Origin of the sequence: Faecalibacterium sp. OF04-11AC (assembly GCF_003460645.1) — a bacterium.
Lineage (GTDB): Bacteria > Bacillota > Clostridia > Oscillospirales > Ruminococcaceae > Faecalibacterium > Faecalibacterium prausnitzii_I.
Map to the genome: position 1 here is coordinate 1 of NZ_QTVP01000003.1, position 16,844 is coordinate 16,844.

Annotated in this window: 15 protein-coding genes and 1 pseudogene; 12 read left to right on the forward strand and 4 right to left on the reverse strand. The window is 50.4% G+C overall.

Annotated elements, in window-relative coordinates; translation table 11 throughout:
- Positions 1–206 (reverse strand): annotated as a pseudogene (locus DXA70_RS02065) (mobilization protein); the annotation flags it as partial.
- A gap of 961 nt (positions 207–1,167) precedes the next feature.
- On the opposite strand from DXA70_RS02065, the gene DXA70_RS02075 reads away from it, so the two are divergent.
- From DXA70_RS02075 to DXA70_RS02095, 5 genes are all read left to right on the forward strand, one after another.
- Entirely contained in the window at positions 1,168–2,133 is a 966-nt protein-coding gene (locus DXA70_RS02075; protein ID WP_128117557.1) for a tripartite tricarboxylate transporter substrate-binding protein, read from the forward strand.
- Between the two features lie 93 nt (positions 2,134–2,226).
- Positions 2,227–2,742, forward strand: coding sequence for a tripartite tricarboxylate transporter TctB family protein (locus DXA70_RS02080; RefSeq protein ID WP_113991662.1), 516 nt, complete (start codon positions 2,227–2,229; stop codon positions 2,740–2,742).
- 11 nt (positions 2,743–2,753) lie between these two features.
- Positions 2,754–4,262, forward strand: a complete 1,509-nt coding sequence (locus DXA70_RS02085) for a tripartite tricarboxylate transporter permease (protein WP_118659022.1) — start codon at positions 2,754–2,756, stop codon at positions 4,260–4,262.
- A 15-nt stretch (positions 4,263–4,277) separates the two neighbouring features.
- Positions 4,278–5,633 carry a sulfatase-like hydrolase/transferase gene (locus DXA70_RS02090; protein ID WP_097782794.1) on the forward strand — a complete coding sequence of 452 codons (1,356 nt, stop codon included), beginning with the start codon at positions 4,278–4,280 and terminating at the stop codon, positions 5,631–5,633.
- Positions 5,634–5,649: 16 nt separating this feature from the next.
- Entirely contained in the window at positions 5,650–6,768 is a 1,119-nt protein-coding gene (locus DXA70_RS02095; protein WP_118529301.1) for a GntR family transcriptional regulator, read from the forward strand.
- Between the two features lie 41 nt (positions 6,769–6,809).
- Here the strand turns inward: DXA70_RS02095 and DXA70_RS02100 are convergent, their stop codons facing one another.
- Positions 6,810–7,919, reverse strand: coding sequence for an anaerobic sulfatase maturase (locus DXA70_RS02100; RefSeq protein WP_128117473.1), 1,110 nt, complete (start codon positions 7,917–7,919; stop codon positions 6,810–6,812).
- 146 nt (positions 7,920–8,065) lie between these two features.
- Here DXA70_RS02100 and DXA70_RS02105 point away from each other — a divergent pair, with 146 nt between their 5' ends.
- The 3 genes from DXA70_RS02105 (at position 8,066) to DXA70_RS02115 (ending at position 11,064) form a co-directional block, all read left to right on the forward strand.
- Entirely contained in the window at positions 8,066–8,653 is a 588-nt protein-coding gene (locus tag DXA70_RS02105; protein WP_118659024.1) for a chromate transporter, read from the forward strand.
- Entirely contained in the window at positions 8,650–9,213 is a 564-nt protein-coding gene (locus tag DXA70_RS02110; protein WP_015536709.1) for a chromate transporter, read from the forward strand. Before DXA70_RS02105 ends, DXA70_RS02110 begins: the two co-directional genes overlap by 4 nt.
- A gap of 144 nt (positions 9,214–9,357) precedes the next feature.
- Positions 9,358–11,064: a recombinase family protein gene (locus tag DXA70_RS02115; protein WP_243000981.1), complete on the forward strand. Its 1,707-nt coding sequence runs from the start codon at positions 9,358–9,360 to the stop codon at positions 11,062–11,064.
- Positions 11,065–11,392: 328 nt separating this feature from the next.
- On the opposite strand, the gene DXA70_RS02120 is transcribed toward DXA70_RS02115, so the two are convergent.
- Positions 11,393–12,100 (reverse strand): helix-turn-helix domain-containing protein, encoded by a 708-nt coding sequence (locus DXA70_RS02120; RefSeq protein WP_128117474.1) that lies wholly within the window; start codon positions 12,098–12,100, stop codon positions 11,393–11,395.
- Between the two features lie 378 nt (positions 12,101–12,478).
- On the opposite strand from DXA70_RS02120, the gene DXA70_RS02125 reads away from it, so the two are divergent.
- The 4 genes from DXA70_RS02125 to DXA70_RS02140 are packed head-to-tail and all read left to right on the forward strand — an operon-like array spanning position 12,479 to position 15,747.
- Positions 12,479–13,861, forward strand: coding sequence for an APC family permease (locus tag DXA70_RS02125; protein ID WP_128117475.1), 1,383 nt, complete (start codon positions 12,479–12,481; stop codon positions 13,859–13,861).
- 53 nt (positions 13,862–13,914) lie between these two features.
- Positions 13,915–15,129 (forward strand): aminotransferase class I/II-fold pyridoxal phosphate-dependent enzyme, encoded by a 1,215-nt coding sequence (locus tag DXA70_RS02130; RefSeq protein WP_128117476.1) that lies wholly within the window; start codon positions 13,915–13,917, stop codon positions 15,127–15,129.
- Positions 15,130–15,161: 32 nt separating this feature from the next.
- A complete protein-coding gene (locus DXA70_RS02135; protein WP_128117477.1) occupies positions 15,162–15,353 on the forward strand; it encodes a hypothetical protein in 192 nt (63 codons plus the stop codon).
- A 25-nt stretch (positions 15,354–15,378) separates the two neighbouring features.
- Complete coding sequence (locus DXA70_RS02140) at positions 15,379–15,747, forward strand: RidA family protein (RefSeq protein ID WP_128117478.1); 369 nt, start codon at positions 15,379–15,381, stop codon at positions 15,745–15,747.
- 725 nt (positions 15,748–16,472) lie between these two features.
- On the opposite strand, the gene DXA70_RS02145 is transcribed toward DXA70_RS02140, so the two are convergent.
- Positions 16,473–16,682 (reverse strand): DUF6061 family protein, encoded by a 210-nt coding sequence (locus DXA70_RS02145; protein ID WP_128117479.1) that lies wholly within the window; start codon positions 16,680–16,682, stop codon positions 16,473–16,475.
- Positions 16,683–16,844: the final 162 nt, after the last annotated feature.

A 16,844-nucleotide genomic window follows, 5' to 3' on the forward strand; every position in this document is an offset into this window, starting at 1 on the left:
GCAACGATGACCGTTTTCTCGATCTTGACGTTGTGGATGGCGCGGCGGATAAAAGTGGAGAGGGAGAGATTCAGGAGTTTGCAAGTGAGTTCCAGTGACGCTTTTTCCTCCGCTGTCACACGGAACTTGATGACGTGCGTTTTGTTGTTCGGCGTGTCGTGGCGCTGGGAATTGCTAGGGGTCGATTGAACATTCGTTTTGGTCATTGTACCTCCTGTCTGTTCGATAACTCCTCGGTGAAGTTATGTAAGCACGACACGCCGTTGCTGTTCGCACCGTCAGGCGCGAACCATGAGCAGGGTTTGGGGCAGGCACGCCCCAACAAGATCACTTCGGAAATGCAGACGCATTGCAGAAGTGAAGTCCCGGATGGACAGGAAATTTTCAAGAATTGAAAATTTGTGGCCACGGGACGGTTCTTGCCCTCTACCGCTGCGCTCAAAACGCATTTTCAACAAATGTTTCCGAATTGTTAAGACGCAAAAAATAAGTAGCGGGGCTCTGCTCATATGATGGGGTCACCGTTCACACCGAACGCAGTTCCTGCCCCTGTTTTGCAGCGGCGTTGACGAAAAGTCGGTATCACGTCCGGTCGGCTCATGAAATTTTCAAGGTGCAATCTTCCCTGAAAAAGAAAAATACCGCCCACGCAGCGCAGCGATGATTTTGTCGGGTGAATCGGCGGCAAAATGAATCGGGTGTGTTGCGGGGCGGTAGCTTCTTTCGTGGATTTTTCCTTCACTGAAGTGGTGGGTCTCACGGTGATAACCAACCACTTTTGCAGAAGATTTGCAATCAATCTACAAGTTCAGTGGGATTTGTGATAGAGAATATCATGGTTCGTAGAGTACGTCAAGATGATTCCGAAGAAATTATTTATGAATGGAGACAATAGTAAGACTTCTATTATGAATATGATACACTTTACATCATGAAAGAATTTAAGCTGCACAAAGATGATTCAAGCTGATGTGCAATATGCACAATAAGTTTTCTACAGCAAAATACAGATGTGGTCATTTAGCTCTTTTACCAGACAACTTTTTTTGTAAAATAGAAAAATTTGTTGACTTGAAATTGCTTGAAATGTTATCTTGTTGGTAACAAAAGCACGGTGAAGTGCTTGCTACCACACGAAAAGGCAAAACAAAAAAGGAGAGTAAAATGATGAAAAAGCGTATTGCGGCGTTGGTCACCGCCGGTGTCCTTGCTTTGTCGATGCTTACCGGCTGCGGAAGCAAACAGGAGAGCTGGAAAGTTACCTGCCCGTGGGCACCGTCTGGTGTAGCAGCGATGGTCAGCCAAAAGGCTGCTGCCAAGTCCCCTGATTATTCTGATAATAAAATCACACTGGTTGCTGAAGCCGTCAAGGGCGATGCTGCTACTGTCAACACTTGGGTGTCCAGTACTAAGGCAAATGATAAGGAACTGGTCTTCGCCGGTGAGGGTCTGTTCGCCATTACCGAGACTCTGGATCCGGCCAAGCTGCAGTTCAGCTACGACGATTTCGAGTTCGTGGAGAACTTGTACTCCTCCGTCTTCGTCCTGTCCGCTGATTCTTCACTGAACCTCAAGAATCTGGACGATCTGGAGGCCTATGTCAAGGCAGGCAACCCCGTATCCGTGGCCGTTAACGGCGCTACCGGCTCCGAGGCTTTCCTGGCAGCGGCTCTGTTCGGCTCTATGGGTGCCGGCGACCAGCTGAAACTGACTCCGTACCAGTCCGCTGCGGAGGCTGCACAGGCTGTAGCTAAGGGTGAAACGAACTTCGCGGTCTCTCACCAGTCTCAGATTCTTGAGACCTACCAGCAGGGCGGCGTTGATGTGGTCTGCGCATTCGACGATAAGGCCATCGAGAACGGCCCCTTCGCTGGTGTTGAGGGCGTTGGCTCCAAGGGCTACCCTTACTTCCGCAACCGCTGCTTCGTGATGGCACGCAAGGGTACCGATGCTGCAAAGGTTGCAGAGCTGAAAGAGCTGTACGATAAGATCCTTGCCGATCAGGAAATGGTCGAGTGGCTGAACGATACCATGCTGTTGGAAGTTGATACGATGAGCGAAGATGACGTCAAAGCTCATATTGAGAACGTCAAGAGCATCGTCGAGCAGTATAAGGACATCGTGGCAGGCTGATAAAAAGCCCTCATAGCGACAAAAAGCTGAAGCAGGGGGAACGGGGACATCCCCTTCTCCCTGCTTTTATGTTTCCAAAAGGAGTTGAAACAAGTGAAAAATCTGATAGAACGTGCCGAAGCAAAACTGGATGAATGGGGCGCAAAGCTCGAACAGAAGAACATCGAGTACCCGGTAGACCTGATTTGCGGCATTCTGTTTCTGGTCATTGGCATCGTGCTGTTGCTCATCATGCCGCAGCAGGTGCAGATCTCGGAAAAAGACGTTGTGAATGGCCGCGCTTTCCCGACGATGCTGATTTGGCTCATGCTGGCCATGAGCGCCCTTCTGGTGGGCCGCGAGGCATACAACATGGTGATGCACCGCCCGACCAAAACTAAAACGCTGAATCTTTTGGTGGAAACAAAAGCACTCGTCATCGTCCTCATTCTGGTGGTCACTTATCTGCTGGCAGAGGTCACGGATCTGTTTGTTGTGGGCGCTGTATTCTGCGCACTGGCATTTCTGGTCTTTTTCCGCTGCAAGAAACCCCTTTACTATGCCATCACAGTTTCAATGGCTGTGTTGATTTGGGTCGTATTCCACTTTGTGCTGAATGTTAGTTTCTGAGGAGGCAGAATATGGGTTTGTTTGACTTTATCGGCCCGGCCTCCGGGCTGCTTTTCACCCTCGAAAATATCATCTGGATAAACCTCGGTGTCTTTATTGGCTGCGTGTTCGCGGCCATCCCGGGATTAAGTGTTATCCTCTGCATCATCCTATTCCTGCCTGTCACTTATACCATGCGTGCGATTCCCGGCATGATGTTCCTGTTGGGCATTTACTGCGCAGGTGGCTATGGTGGCTCGGTATCGGCTATCCTTATCAACACGCCGGGTACGCCCCACGCGGCGGCTACTATGCTGGACGGCTATCCGCTGTCCAAAATGGGCCGCACTAAAGCGGCGTTGAAAATTGCACTTTATGCATCTACCTTTGGCGGTATCTTCTCTGCGTTGGTGCTGCTCTTCCTCGGCCCTCAGGTCGCAAAAATTTCGGCACAGCTCGGCACGGCGGAGTACTTTATGGTCTGCCTGTTCGGCATGACGATTATTGCAGGCGTTTCGGGTAAGAGCCTTGTCAAGGGCATCATCGCCGCCTGCCTTGGTTTGCTTATTTCCTGTGTGGGCGCAGACCCCATGACCAGCTATGACCGCTTTACATTTGGTATTCCCCGTCTGTATCTGGGTCTTGACCTTGCCGTTACCCTCATCGGTTTGTTCGCACTGGTGGAAATCATTGGCAAGGCAGAGCTGAAGCGGAATGAGTTGAACCTTCACGCCGGAAAAATCGGCAATGATGATGGCAAAATCACAAAAGATGAATACAAGCGGATGTTCCGACCAGTTCTGATGGGTTCTATCATCGGTTCCTGTGTTGGTATCGTACCTGGCACGGGTGCGTCGGAGGCCTCGTGGTTCTCCTACAACACTGCGAAGAACCTGTCCAAGCATCCCGAGGAATTCGGCCACGGTTCTGTGGAGGGCGTTGCGGCTGCTGAGTCTGCCAACAATGCCGTCTGTGGCGCGACCCTGATTCCCTTGCTGACGCTGGGCATCCCCGGCGACGGCTGCGTGGCCATCATGTTATCGGCCCTGATGATAAATGGCCTGAACCCCGGTCTCTCGCTGTTCACCACCGACGGCGCTATCATGTATGCCATCATGCTGGGCCTTATCCTCGTGAACATCTTCATGTTCCTGCAGGGCAAATACCTGACTAGCCTGTTTGCAAAGGTCGTCTCCATCCCTCAGCAGATCTTGACCCCCATCATCGTGATTTTCTGTTTCGCCGGTGCTTACTCGGTGAACAGCAGCTATTTTGATTTGAGCGTTGCGCTGGTGTTCGGCGTGATGGCGTGGTTCATGCGCAAGCTGGAGCTGCCCGCTGTCCCTGTGCTGCTGGGCATGGTGCTGGGCAATATGACCGAGACGAACTTCCGCCGCGCCCTGCTCATCTCGGATGGAAATCCCAAAATCTTCTTCAGCAGTGTGTATTGCTGGATTTTTATCGCGCTAATCGTGGTGGTTATCATCGGCATCCTGCGCGGCAAGATGAAGGAAACGAAGAACGCGAAAGTGGAACAGTAAAAGGAGGTAAAGACCGTGGCATATAACATTATTTTCTACTTCAGTGACCAGCAGCGCTGGGATACCTGCGGTTGCTTCGGCCAGCCGCTCAACGTCACACCCAATCTGGACAAGCTGGCAGAGGAGGGCGTAAAATTTGACAATGCTTTCTCTCCCCAGCCGGTGTGCGGCCCTTGCCGCGCCCTGTTCCAGACCGGAAAATACCCCACTGAGACAGGCTGTTTCCGCAATAACCTGATGCTGCCCTCGAATATCAAGACTCTGGGCGAGTATATGGAAAAAGATGCCGGCTACGAAACTGCCTATGTCGGCAAGTGGCATCTGGCCTCGGATGGCGAGCTGGAAAAGAAGCCGACCATTGACCATACCATTACAGCCGTTCCGTTGGAGCTGCGCGGCGGCTACACCGGCTACTGGCGTGCAGCCGATGTGCTGGAATTTACCTCCCACGGCTACGACGGCTATGTGTTCGACGAGAACAACAACCGCATCGATTTTAAGGGCTACCGTGCTGACTGCATCAACCAGTTCGCGCTGGACTACCTCGACCAGTACACCGGCGAAAAGCCCTTCTTCATGACCGTATCCCAAATTGAGCCGCACCATCAGAATGACCACAACCACTACGAAGGCCCCAACGGCTCGAAGCAGCGATTTGCGGATTTTGTCCTCCCCGAAGACTTGAAGGCTCTGGGCGGCAATGCAGCAGAAGAGTATCCGGATTATCTGGGACAGTGCGCAAGCCTCGACGAGAACCTCGGCAAGCTGGTGGAAAAACTGAAAGAAAAGGGTCTGTATGAGAATACTGTTATCCTTTACGCTTCCGACCATGGCTCTCATTTCAAGACCCGCAACCGCGACGCCCATCTGAACGGATACGATGACTATAAGCGCTCGTGCCACGACGGCTGCCTGCATGTGCCGCTGGTCATCTGCGGCGGCCCGTTCAAGGGCGGCAAGGAAGTCACCGAGCTGGTCAGCACCGAGAGCATCCCCAAGACTCTGTTGGCTTTGGCGGGCGTGGATGTCGGCGACAAGATGATCGGCGAAAATCTGCTTGACGTTGTGGAAAAGAAAAATCATAATAGAGCTAATGAGGTCTACGCCCAAATCTCGGAGAGCCGCTGCGGCCGTTGCATCCGCACGGCAGATTATATGTATTCTGTCTATGCACCCGGCGTCAACGGCGGCGAGGCTGCGGCATCCGATGTTTATGCAGACGACTTCCTTTACGATATGCAGAAAGACCCGTGGCAGCTGAACAATGTGGTCGCAGATCCTGCATATGCTGCGGTCAAGGCGGAACTTCGTGAACGTCTGCTGAACTGGATTCAGCACGCGGAAGGCAGCCGCCCCACTATCACCGACTGAAAAGGAGCGCTTGCCCATGCTCTCGGCTGTTGAGAAAAAATCCGATCAGGTTTATCGCTGGCTTCTGGCTTATATTGACGAAAACAAATTTTCCGGGAACCAGCGTTTGCCTTCGGAAAATGCGCTCTGCCGGAAACTGGGTGTCAGCCGAGAAACGATACGAGTGGCCATCGACCAGTTGGTAGCAGAAGGACTCGTGTACAAGCTCAAGGGAAGTGGGACTTATTTCCACCGGGAAAAAGTAATGACGCGGGATTTGAACACAGATGATGCCCTTTATAAAATCGGCCTTGTCCTGCAGGGACAGGATACAAGTGCCAATTCGGGATTAATCGAAGGGGTTCGCAGTGTTCTGACGCAGGAGCAGGTTGACCTCCATGTATTTCTGACCGATAACAAATTCTGCAACGAACGCCGCTGTCTGGAGACTGTGGTACATCAGAATTTTCACGGTTTCATCGTGGATGGTGTCAAATCGAGCATCCTCAGCCCAAATCTTGACTGCTACAAGGAGCTTTACCGACGTAAGATCCCGGTGATATTCTACAACAACTTCTATCGGAACTTGCGCTGCCCCCGCGTAACGATCAATGACATCGAATGTGCCCATCAGCTGATAGGACGCCTGATGGATGCCGGACACAGCCACATTGCAGGCATCTTCGTGTACGACAACTACCAGAGCGTAGAAAAGTTTCAAGGCATGGCGGAAGCGATGCGAAATCGTGGTTTGGAACTGAACGATGATTACATCAAGTGGTGTATTTCGGACGAAGCCCACAACGAAAGCTATGTCCGTTCCATTGAAAGATTTCTGAAGAGCATCCCTAAATGCACCGCTATCGTCTGCTGCAACTACATCATCTATCGGCTGGTCATGAAAACCCTGCAGAAAATGGGGAAGACTGTACCCGAAGATTATTCGCTGGTCTGTTTTGATTATTCGGAAGAAACTTATCGGCAGGAGGATGTTACCTGCTCCGTGGAGCAAGGCTTCGAGATGGGACGTCAGCTTGCGCTGCGGCTTATGGAGATGATTTCCACCGGCGAATGCGATGACCGGAACTACACTTATGTCATGAAGCCCATCCTCTACGATGGCCATTCCATCCGGAAGATCAAAAAGGTAAAATAAAGATTCTCCCGGAGGCAGTACTGCTCTCCGGGAGAATCTCTTTATCGGTTTTGTTGTGCCAGAAAATGTGCAGCAGTATGCAGGCGCGGAAGCACATAGGCAAAGAACTGCTTATACGCTGCGCAAAAGCGGTTGCTTCCAGAGGCATCCCAATCTCGCTTGCATCCGCCCCGACAGAGCAGCTGATAAGCACATGCTGCGCATTCCGCCGGGCGTTTGCGGCCCTGTGCCAGAAATGTCTGGCTTGTGGGAGAATCAAGCGCATCTTCAACGGTACAGTGGCTCAGATTTCCCAGCTTCCACTCATCCAGAACATAAAAGTCACAGGGATAAAGGCTTCCGTCACCTTCTACGGTAAGATAATGTCCACAGGAACCGGAAGAAGCGCAGGAGGTAGGCGGCATTCCCAGCAGGATACGCAGATAGTCCTCAAAATTGCGAACGCTGATATAATTGCCTCGTTGCAGCTGCTGATACCAAGTATCAAAGACGCCGCACAGAAAACGACCATAAAGTTCCGGCGTTAGAGAATATGCCTGCCCTCCAATCGTATCAAGTGGGTCAAGACATGGGATGAATTGCAGATTGTGCTGTCCCAACTCGCAGAGGCTTTTGAAGGCTCGCTGCGGCTTTCTGGCCAGCTGTCCGGTCACAACACAAAGCAGATTCGTTTCGACCCTGTAGGCATCCAGCAGCGCAAGCGCATGAGTTACTTTATCCCATGTGCCCTGCCCAGCTGCGTCCAGCCGATAGAGATCATGGTTCTCCTGTGTGCCGTCCAGAGAGAGGCCTACGAGGAAAGAGTTGGCTTTGAAAAAGGAAGCCCACTCTTCATCCAGACAAATGCCATTGGTCTGGATGCTGTGGAACACAGAGATATTGCGCTGCATGGAACGCTCCGTTTCCAGAAAGAACCGGAAGAAATCCAACCCAGCAAGAGTCGGTTCGCCGCCCTGAAACAGAAAATGGACGCTGCCGCCTTCCTCTGTGGTTGCAAAAGCCTTTTCAACCAGTTCTCCTGCCATTTCATGGGAAAGCAGTCCCATATTTTTGCAGGCTCGGCTGTTGGAAACATCGTCATAAAAGCAGTACCGGCAACGCAGATTGCACAGGCTGGACGCTGGCTTGACGAGAAATGTATTATGTTTCATAGAGATTCCCTCCGTGCTTCGCAGTTCTTAAAACAAGGATACCGGAAAATACGGGCTTTCGCAAGCAGTAACAGTTAAAAGCTGTTTGAAATAGTAAGAAAACAAATATAGTTGTCCGAAAATCAAAAAAGGAGAAGAAAACTTGTATGGATGAAAATAAAACATACGGTACACGGTTAGCACGGCTTTGGAAGCTGTTTTTGAGTACGCTGTACATTAGTAGCTTTACCTTCGGCGGCGGCTTTGTCATCGTGACCTTTATGAAGAAAAAATTTGTAGATGAGCTGCACTGGATCGATGAACAGGAAATGCTGGATATGACAGCGTTGGCGCAGTCCTCTCCGGGCGCAATCGCGGTCAATGCTGCAATTCTGGTAGGCTGGCAGGTAGAAGGCTTGATTGGAATGATCGTGGCAGTGTTGGGCACCATCATCCCACCTATGGCCATTCTTTCAGTCATTTCTGTGTTCTACAATGCTTTTGCCACCAATCGCTATATCGCGTTGTTACTCAAGGGAATGCAGGCTGGTGTGGCGGCGGTCATTCTGGATGTTGTATTCGACCTCGGCGGCAAGGTGCTGAAGACCCGCTCATGGGTGTATATTGTCCTGATGGTCGCAGCGTTTGTCGCAAATACGGTGTTTGATGTCAATGTGGTGGTGGTCATCCTTGCCGCTGCAGTATTCGGCGTGGTGCTGGCTCTGGTCCAGTGGAAAAAAGGTGGTGCAAAATGATCTACTTACAGCTTTTTCTCAGCTTTTTGCAGGTGGGTATGTTCAGCGTAGGCGGCGGCTATGCGGCCATGCCGCTGATCCAGAGCCAAGTGGTGGAACAACATGGCTGGCTGACGATGCAGGAGTTTACTGACCTCATCACGATTGCAGAAATGACCCCTGGTCCCATTGCGGTCAACTCGGCAACTTTTGTTGGTTTGCGTATCGCGCAGGTACCCGGAGCCATCATTGCAACACTAGGTTGCATTACACCGGCGCTGTTCTTTGTTTCACTTCTATCCTACATCTATCGTAAATACAAGGATATTTCTCTGCTGCAAAGTGTTCTGGCCTGCCTGCGTCCGGTCATTGTAGCGCTTATCTTTGGTGCAGGTCTTTCTATACTGTCTATGGTGGTGTTCGGAGAGAGTGCAAAGACGCTCGCCAACGTAGACTGGATCGGCATCGGCAGTTTTGCATCGGCATTTTTTGTGCTACGGAAGCTCAAGTGGAATCCCATCCTGACCATGTGCCTGTGCGGCGTGGCCGGGCTTGGACTTCACATTTTGCTCGGAATATAATCTTAAGACAATTTGTCTGTTGGAATCATGAAAATAAATCATTGGGCTTGCAATCAGGGCAAAACTGTGGTATATACATTATACGAAACATTGCTTTAATGAACGTATTACCGTTCAATGACGTATAAAATGGAGGTACTCGCCATGACCGCCGTGATCTATGCTCGCTATTCCTCGGACAACCAGCGCGAAGAATCCATCGAAGGCCAGATCCGGGAATGCACGGCTTATGCCGAGAAAAACGGCATCACCATCGTCAAGCACTATATTGACCGTGCTATCTCCGCCAAGACGGACAACCGCCCGGAGTTCCAGCGGATGATTAAGGACAGCGACAAGAAGCTGTTTGATATTGTGCTGGTCTGGAAGCTGGACCGTTTTGCCCGGAACCGCTACGACAGTGCCCGGTATAAGACCCAACTGAAGAAGAACGGCGTCAAGCTCATGTCTGCCACCGAGATCATCTCCGAGGGGCCGGAGGGCATTATTCTGGAATCTGTGCTGGAAGGTTATGCCGAGTATTATTCCGCTGACCTTGCCGAGAAGGTCGTGCGTGGACAGACCGAGAACATCCTGAAAGGCCGCTGCAACGGTGGCCGTGGAACCTTTGGGTACACGCTGGATTCCGAGCGGAAGTTCCACATCGACCCTCTCACCTCGCCTTTTGTGCTTGAATCGTTCAAGAAGTACAATGAAGGCTCCACTATGAAGGAGATTCGGGACTGGCTGAACGAAAACGGCATCAAGAACCCGGTGGGCGGTGCGTTTACTTATAACAGTGTCGAACACATGCTCAAGAATCGGCGGTACATCGGAGAATTGAAATTCCGGGACGTGGTCGTGCCGGATGCCATTCCGCCCATCGTGCCGCTGGAACTGTTCGATGATGTTCAGGAAAAAATCGCCAAAAACAAGAAAGCCCCTGCCCGTAGAAAGGCAGAGGATGACTATCTGCTCACCACCAAGCTGTTCTGCGGCTACTGTGGGGCGTTGATGTTTGGCGAAAGCGGCACGAGCCGGACGGGAGAAGTCCACCGCTACTATAAATGTGCTACCGCCAAAAAACACAGGGGCTGCAAGAAAAAGACTGTCCGTAAGCAGTGGCTGGAAGATTTGGTGGTCAACCAGACCATGCAGCTTGTGAAAGACGATGCCGCTATGGAATCCATCATTGCCAAGGTGATGGAACTGCAAAATAAGGAAAATACCAACATTCCCCTCTACGAGAAGCAGCTTCGGGATGCGGAATCTGGTATCCAGAATATGCTCAATGCGATTCAGGCCGGTATCCTGACCAGCTCCACCAAGGAGCGGCTGGAGCAGCTGGAAGAAACCAAGCGTGAACTTGAAGCCCGCATTGCGGAAGAAAAGCTGGCAAAGCCCAAGGTCACAGAGGAGTTCATCCGGTTCTGGCTGCTGCGGTTTCGCAAGCTGGACATGAGCCTGAAAGACCAGCGGCAGGCACTGGTGGATACCTTCATCAATGCGATTTACCTGTATGACGATAAGGTTTTGATAACCTTCAACTATAAAGAAGGAACACAGACCGTCACCTTTGGAGAAGCGACAGAAGTTGCATCCGAGGGAAATGGTTCGGATTTGGATTGCTTTACTGCACCAAGAAAAACCAGTACACATTGTGTACTGGTTTTTCTTTTTTGTTTGCGCGATGGAAAGGGCTCGAACAGGGCGGCGGCGCATAGCGCCGCAAGCAATCAGCCAGTGCAACAACGACGACCGCAGCCTGCGGCTGAAACAGGGAGGAGTTGTTGGGGCCGCGTTCTGATTTTTCAAAGCCCTGCCAAGGGGCTGCGGAAAAATCAGCTAACGCAACCCGTTGCTGTTGCTTAGCCCGCGGGTTCCAACGCGTAGGAATGTCTACCGTGGAAGCTGTGAATCGAAAGATTTCATGGCTTTTTTGTTTTTGCGGCAGAGGCTGCACACACTTGCACACTTTACAAAAAAGCCATGAACTCTTTGCATCGCTTGCACGGCGTGTATTTCGCTGCACAAAAATTAAGCTTGTCGGGGCGAGGCCCCGACAAGCTCGGTGGGGTTTTCGATAGAGAGTATCATGGATTGCAGAGCACGTCAAGATGATTTTGTAAATTTTATTGCAGTAAAGCAGTGATAGTAGGACTTATAAGCTGAGATTATTCATATCGTGTTTTTCACTCGGTCACACAACCGAAAACATATTGTAATACTTCATCCGTCGGATATCCTCTTTGGAGAGTTTTAGCTCATGAAGGAGAGTTGCGTTTTCCGGTAGTGGCCTTTTGGAGAGCAAAAGCTTTAAAGCAACAGGCATCAATGGACGGGATGAAACCCCGTTCCAGAGTCCCCATCGGGTGTCGGCATCTAAGAATGAGGCCAGTACTTGTAGACTGGCCCGTTCCATGGGGTTATTCTGATGTTTCAATGTGATTAGAGTCATAGAATCAAAATGTTGCATGGTGCCCCAGTAGATGTTTTCAGCTTGTTGGTAGTGGTCAAATTCCGAGTAATTCATATAGAGCGCAATGCGGTATTGGCCGACGTCAGTCTGAGAAAAGACGTCGAAAACAGAACGGTTTAGCTTGCCATTCCGTCCATCGTAACAATAACCGTAAAAACGGGTAAGCCCCTTAAAAAATGCGGGCTGAAGTTCAGGCTGTGCAGTGCTGATTTCTATGGTACGGAGATAAAGTAGTTGTTCGGGGTGGATGCCAAATGCATCGGAGAGGTCATAGAGAGTGTTCAGATCAATGGAGATATCACCGCTCTCATATTTGGAAAGGGTGGCTCGGCTTTTGTGGATGGCCGTAGCTAGCTCGTCCTGCGTCATTCTCCGACTCTGCCGTATCTGGCGAATCTTGCTTCCCACTTCAATATCGATTCTAGACATAGACTTCCCTCCCGGTAAAGATGGAAAACAGAAACTTTCTTATAGGGAAGTTTACTGGATTTGGATGGGAATGTCAATTTCAATATGATCAGAACGAGTAGGAAACGCAGGTTGGATAAATGCTGGTATACAATCCCGTTCGTCAAAATAGCAAAAATCATCAAATTGGGCCTCAAATTTTGAAGATTAAAAAACGAAGACAATAACGCGCAAGATTGTTCTTGTGACGAGCATTTTGTGATCAAAATGCTCGTCACAAGAACAATCAGTGACTTTGACAGACAGGAAAGAATTTGTATAATTTAAACCAAGAAAACCGAGCTGCGCAGCAGGTTAAAAGCAAAGATACGTTTAATTCTTTATTAAAGGAGAAACACAATGAACAAGGAATCCACCAAAAAGATCGGCTTGTGGAACATTGTGGGTCTTGGTGTTGGCGGTGCGGTCGGTTCCGGTATTTTTGTCACGCTGGGTTCGGCCATTGCGAAAACAGGACGTTCCATTTTGCCCATAACGATTATCTGCGTTTTCTATATGTTACTGGCCTACTGGTATAATCTGGCTATGTCTGGCGTCTTTATCATCGAGGGCGGTGATTACAGCATGAAAGGAATGCTGTTGCCTCCATTGCTGACAGGATACGGCGGCTGGTCCAATGTAATATGGGCCTTTGGATTTACAGGCTATGCACTTTCCCTTACAAGTTATTTAAGCAGCTTATGGCCTGCGCTAGCAGAACACAGACAGCTCAGTAGTGCAATTTTGCTGACGCTCTTTTTCTTGCTGACGATCAAGGGAAACCGTGTGGTCACATTGTTCCAGAACATTGCAACCATCCTTCTGGTGGGTGCACTGGTGCTGTTTGTGGTGGTCGGTTTCTCCCATGTCAATATAGAGAATTTCTTCAGTGCTTCTTATGATGGTGGCTTCTGTCACAGTGGCTTTGCAGGCATCCTCAGCGCCATTGCTATTATGGGCTGGGCCTGCCAGGGCACGACTATGGGGCCTGTGGGTGTGGTGCCTATTACCAAGAACCCCAAGCGAACGATCCCCATGGGTATTATTGTTACCTGCGTGGTGGTTTCTGTGGTCTACGGCCTGATGTCCTATGTTGCTGCGGGTGTGCTGCCTTATGAGCAGATAGCGGGCCAAAACCTGAGCGTGACGGCCAGCGCCATCATGCCCAATCATGCGCTCTTTGCATTTTTTGTCATCGGCGGCGGTGTTTGCGCCATCATCTCTTCGTTTTTAGCAGTTCTGGCCATGATTCGTGAGCCTCTTTCCCATATGGCAGACGATGGATGGTTTCCGGTAGCATTCCGTAAAAAGAACAAGGATGGATACCCCTACTTCTGCTTCCTGTTGGTGTACATCGTGGCGCTAATCCCTATCCTGACCGATATGAGTGTGGACAATGCCATCACTATGCTAATGATTCCCACCATGCTCATCAACGCCTATCTGAATGTAGCTTGTATGACCATCCCGAAGAAGTACCCCGAACAGTTTGAGAAGCGTGCCGTGCGGTTCCCGCTGTGGCTATACAACATGTGCAGCATTTTGGGCGGGGTTTGTGCCTTGGTCATCGCTGTGACCCTGTTCAAAGACCTGACGGCTCGTGATATGGTCGTGGCCACCTGTGTCGTCGTCATCCCGATTGTTCTCTCCGCGATTGCTCTTAAGACAAAATCTGTGGATACTAAGGTGCTGGAACAGCGTCGTGCAGAGATTGTGGCAGCTGCCCTGAAGGCAGAAGATTGATTGTACGATAAATTGTGTAATAAAAAAGAGTATACTAGCATGGAGGCATTCTGATGTATAACTTTGATGAAATTATTGATCGTAAAGGCACGAACGCCCTGAACACTGACGGTTTCCGTGGCTATATCTTCCATTCAGGCCCGGAAAAGGTCTTTCCTTACAAGGATGATGAGTTTGTCCGTATGTGGGTGGCAGACATGGAATTTGGTGTTGCCCCGGAAATCCTGGATGAGCTGCGCAAGCGCATTGACCGCCGCATCTTTGGGTACACGGGCGTGTATACCCACGATTATTACAACTCGTTCAGCAAGTGGTGCAAGGAACACTATGACTGGAGCTTCCCGGAAGAAGAGCTCTGCTTTACCCCGGGCATCATTCCGGCACTGTATCAGTTGACGGAAACACTCTGCAACAAGGACGAGAAGGTGTTGATGAATACTCCGGCCTACGGTTATTTCCTCCACTCTGCGGAGTATGCTGGAGTGGACGTGCTGCAGTCTCCCCTGAAAAAGAAGCCCGACGGCACCTTTGAGCTGGACTATGAGAACTTTGAGCAGCAATGTGCAAATCCCCAGTGCAAGATGGTGTTCTGGTGCAACCCCCAGAACCCCACGGGCCGGATGTGGACGGAAGAGGAGCTGCGCCGTATTGCAGGCATCGTGGAAAAGTACAATCTCTGGATTGTCTCCGATGAGATCCACTGCGACCTGATCCGGTGCGGCAGAAAGCACATCCCTATGGCAAAAGTCATGACAAGTTACCCCAAGCTCATCACCTGCATGGCTCCCTCCAAGACATTCAATCTGGCAGGACTGGCCTTCTCCAATATCATCATCCGCGATCCGGTTCTCCGGGAGCGCTTCAAAGAACGCGATAAGCTGTTCGGCATGGTCAACCCCATGTCTCTGACCGCTGCCAAGGCGGCCTACGACAAAGGCGGTGCATGGCATGAAGAACTGAAACAGTATCTGGATGCAAACTTTGCATTCGTAAAGGACTTCTTTGACAAGAACCTGCCGGATGCTGTCATGTACATCCCGGAGGCTACTTATCTGGCTTGGGTGGATCTGTCCAAGTGCCTGCCTGATGTGGAAGATCTGCCGGACTTCTTTGCCAATAAGGCAGGCGTTCTGCTGGAAGGCGGCAACAGCCTCTTCGTGGGCAATGCAGCGGGTTATATCCGCCTGAATTTGGCAATGCCGCGCTCCATTCTTAAGACCGGTCTGGAGCGGATGCGGGATACCATCAATGCCCACAACAAACACTAAACAGACGGGTACAGCCGGAAATTTTGCACCACGTGGTCGTAGCCATTGCAACGGCTGGATACAACTGCCTGTCCCACAACGGAATCCTTATCACCATTTCCGATACCTGTAGATTCAGTGCAAAAGAATGGTACCGCTATATTTTCATCCTGACGGCTCTGCTCTCTTTTGCAGGCCTGATCGTCACCGTGGGGCTGGGCTGTGTGTTCTACCCCATCGGTTAACTCTTTTGATTGGAGGCTTTTACTCATGAATGTGATTGATACCAAGAATGCACCCGGTGCCATTGGCCCCTATTCTCAGGCTTATGAAGCCAATGGCTTTGTTATTACTTCCGGTCAGATTCCGGTAAACCCTGCAGATGGCACAGTGCCGGAAGGCATTGCTGCACAGGCTGAGCAGAGCTGCAAGAATGTTGGTGCCATCCTCGAAGCAGCGGGTACCGATTTTACCAAGGTACTCAAGACGACATGCTTCCTCGCAGATATGGGCGATTTTGCAGCTTTCAACGAGATTTATGCGAATTATTTTACGTCCAAGCCCGCCCGCAGTTGTGTTGCTGTAAAAGCTCTCCCCAAGAACGTGCTGTGTGAGATTGAAGCCATCGCGGTAAAGTAACTTCCTGCTTGCTTTTGATCCCTTCTAATGATACCTAAACCCAAACCTCCTACCTGATTGTCTGCCTCACACTTTGTTTCGCTTGCCACGCAATCTCTAAACAGTATTTCTCCTTAAAGAATCAGCCTGTCTTCCGTTTTTCTCTCGGAGGATGGGGCTGGTCTTTTAAATGATACCATAGCCACAGCTGAGTGAAAAATAACACGCTATCTCTCCATCCAGTATAAGCCAGATGTATCAAGGGTCTTATTGTATGTAAACCAGTTTTGCCTTGCAATGCCACACGAATGGTATATAATACCTTTAGAGGATAGCGGCGTTGACCAGCTATCGGTGGCGATGAAGCAGTGGACTGGTTCGGCATCAGCCTGTTGTGGAGCCAAACCGTGGGTTAAGCGAGAACCCACAAGCCGAATAGATTCACCCGAATCAAACCAAAACGCAAAATGCCCGCTCACCGTGGAGATTCAGCTCCATCGGTGGGCGGGTGTTTTTTGTCATTCGGCAGTAAACTGAATAGCAAATAACATAAAAGGGACACCTACAACACCGTGGTGCTGCCCGATGTCCCTTGTGACTGATTTTATCGTTGTCCGCCAACCTCAGGCTCCTATGTCCTGCATCAGATCGGATTTTAGGTGTCAGCCACACCGGCGGAGTGACGTCCGCTCTCCTGTTTATAGTATATTCGATTGGTACTCAAATGGCAACGGCTTTTCAAAAAGTCAATCTTCCAGTCTGCCGTGGTCACATCCCAGTGATAGGTAATGCTCAATCCCTCCACCCAGCACAAGCTGTGCATACTCCAAGGGCTTGTTGTAGAGCAGCCAGTCCAGTTCTGCCCGCTGTGCGGGGGTGTTGCCGTACTCGTCTACAGCTTTCAGGAAGTGGGTTACTGTCTTAGCTGGCGTTCTGCTCTTGCGCTCCCGGTACATCTTTCGCCCCTTGCCCTCCGGTCACGCTTCCCTTGCTGTGTCTTTCTTGCATTACGAGTTGCGTGATTCGTCAATACGTTTTGCGTAATTTGCTGTGAAAAATTTCGATAATCGTATTGACCGCGAACGAATATCGTAGTGATATGAAAGCAAGGAACGAGG

Bases quoted from the DNA above. Each gene is read 5' to 3' on its own strand.
- DXA70_RS02140 (WP_128117478.1), top strand. From the start codon at position 15,379: ATGAATGTGATTGATACCAAGAATGCACCCGGTGCCATTGGCCCCTAT.
- DXA70_RS02110 (WP_015536709.1), top strand. From the start codon at position 8,650: ATGATCTACTTACAGCTTTTTCTCAGCTTTTTGCAGGTGGGTATGTTC.
- DXA70_RS02085 (WP_118659022.1), top strand. From the start codon at position 2,754: ATGGGTTTGTTTGACTTTATCGGCCCGGCCTCCGGGCTGCTTTTCACC.
- DXA70_RS02100 (WP_128117473.1), bottom strand. From the start codon at position 7,919: ATGAAACATAATACATTTCTCGTCAAGCCAGCGTCCAGCCTGTGCAAT.
- DXA70_RS02145 (WP_128117479.1), bottom strand. From the start codon at position 16,682: ATGTACCGGGAGCGCAAGAGCAGAACGCCAGCTAAGACAGTAACCCAC.
- DXA70_RS02115 (WP_243000981.1), top strand. From the start codon at position 9,358: ATGACCGCCGTGATCTATGCTCGCTATTCCTCGGACAACCAGCGCGAA.
- DXA70_RS02095 (WP_118529301.1), top strand. From the start codon at position 5,650: ATGCTCTCGGCTGTTGAGAAAAAATCCGATCAGGTTTATCGCTGGCTT.
- DXA70_RS02125 (WP_128117475.1), top strand. From the start codon at position 12,479: ATGAACAAGGAATCCACCAAAAAGATCGGCTTGTGGAACATTGTGGGT.
- DXA70_RS02075 (WP_128117557.1), top strand. From the start codon at position 1,168: ATGAAAAAGCGTATTGCGGCGTTGGTCACCGCCGGTGTCCTTGCTTTG.
- DXA70_RS02105 (WP_118659024.1), top strand. From the start codon at position 8,066: ATGGATGAAAATAAAACATACGGTACACGGTTAGCACGGCTTTGGAAG.
- DXA70_RS02120 (WP_128117474.1), bottom strand. From the start codon at position 12,100: ATGTCTAGAATCGATATTGAAGTGGGAAGCAAGATTCGCCAGATACGG.
- DXA70_RS02130 (WP_128117476.1), top strand. From the start codon at position 13,915: ATGTATAACTTTGATGAAATTATTGATCGTAAAGGCACGAACGCCCTG.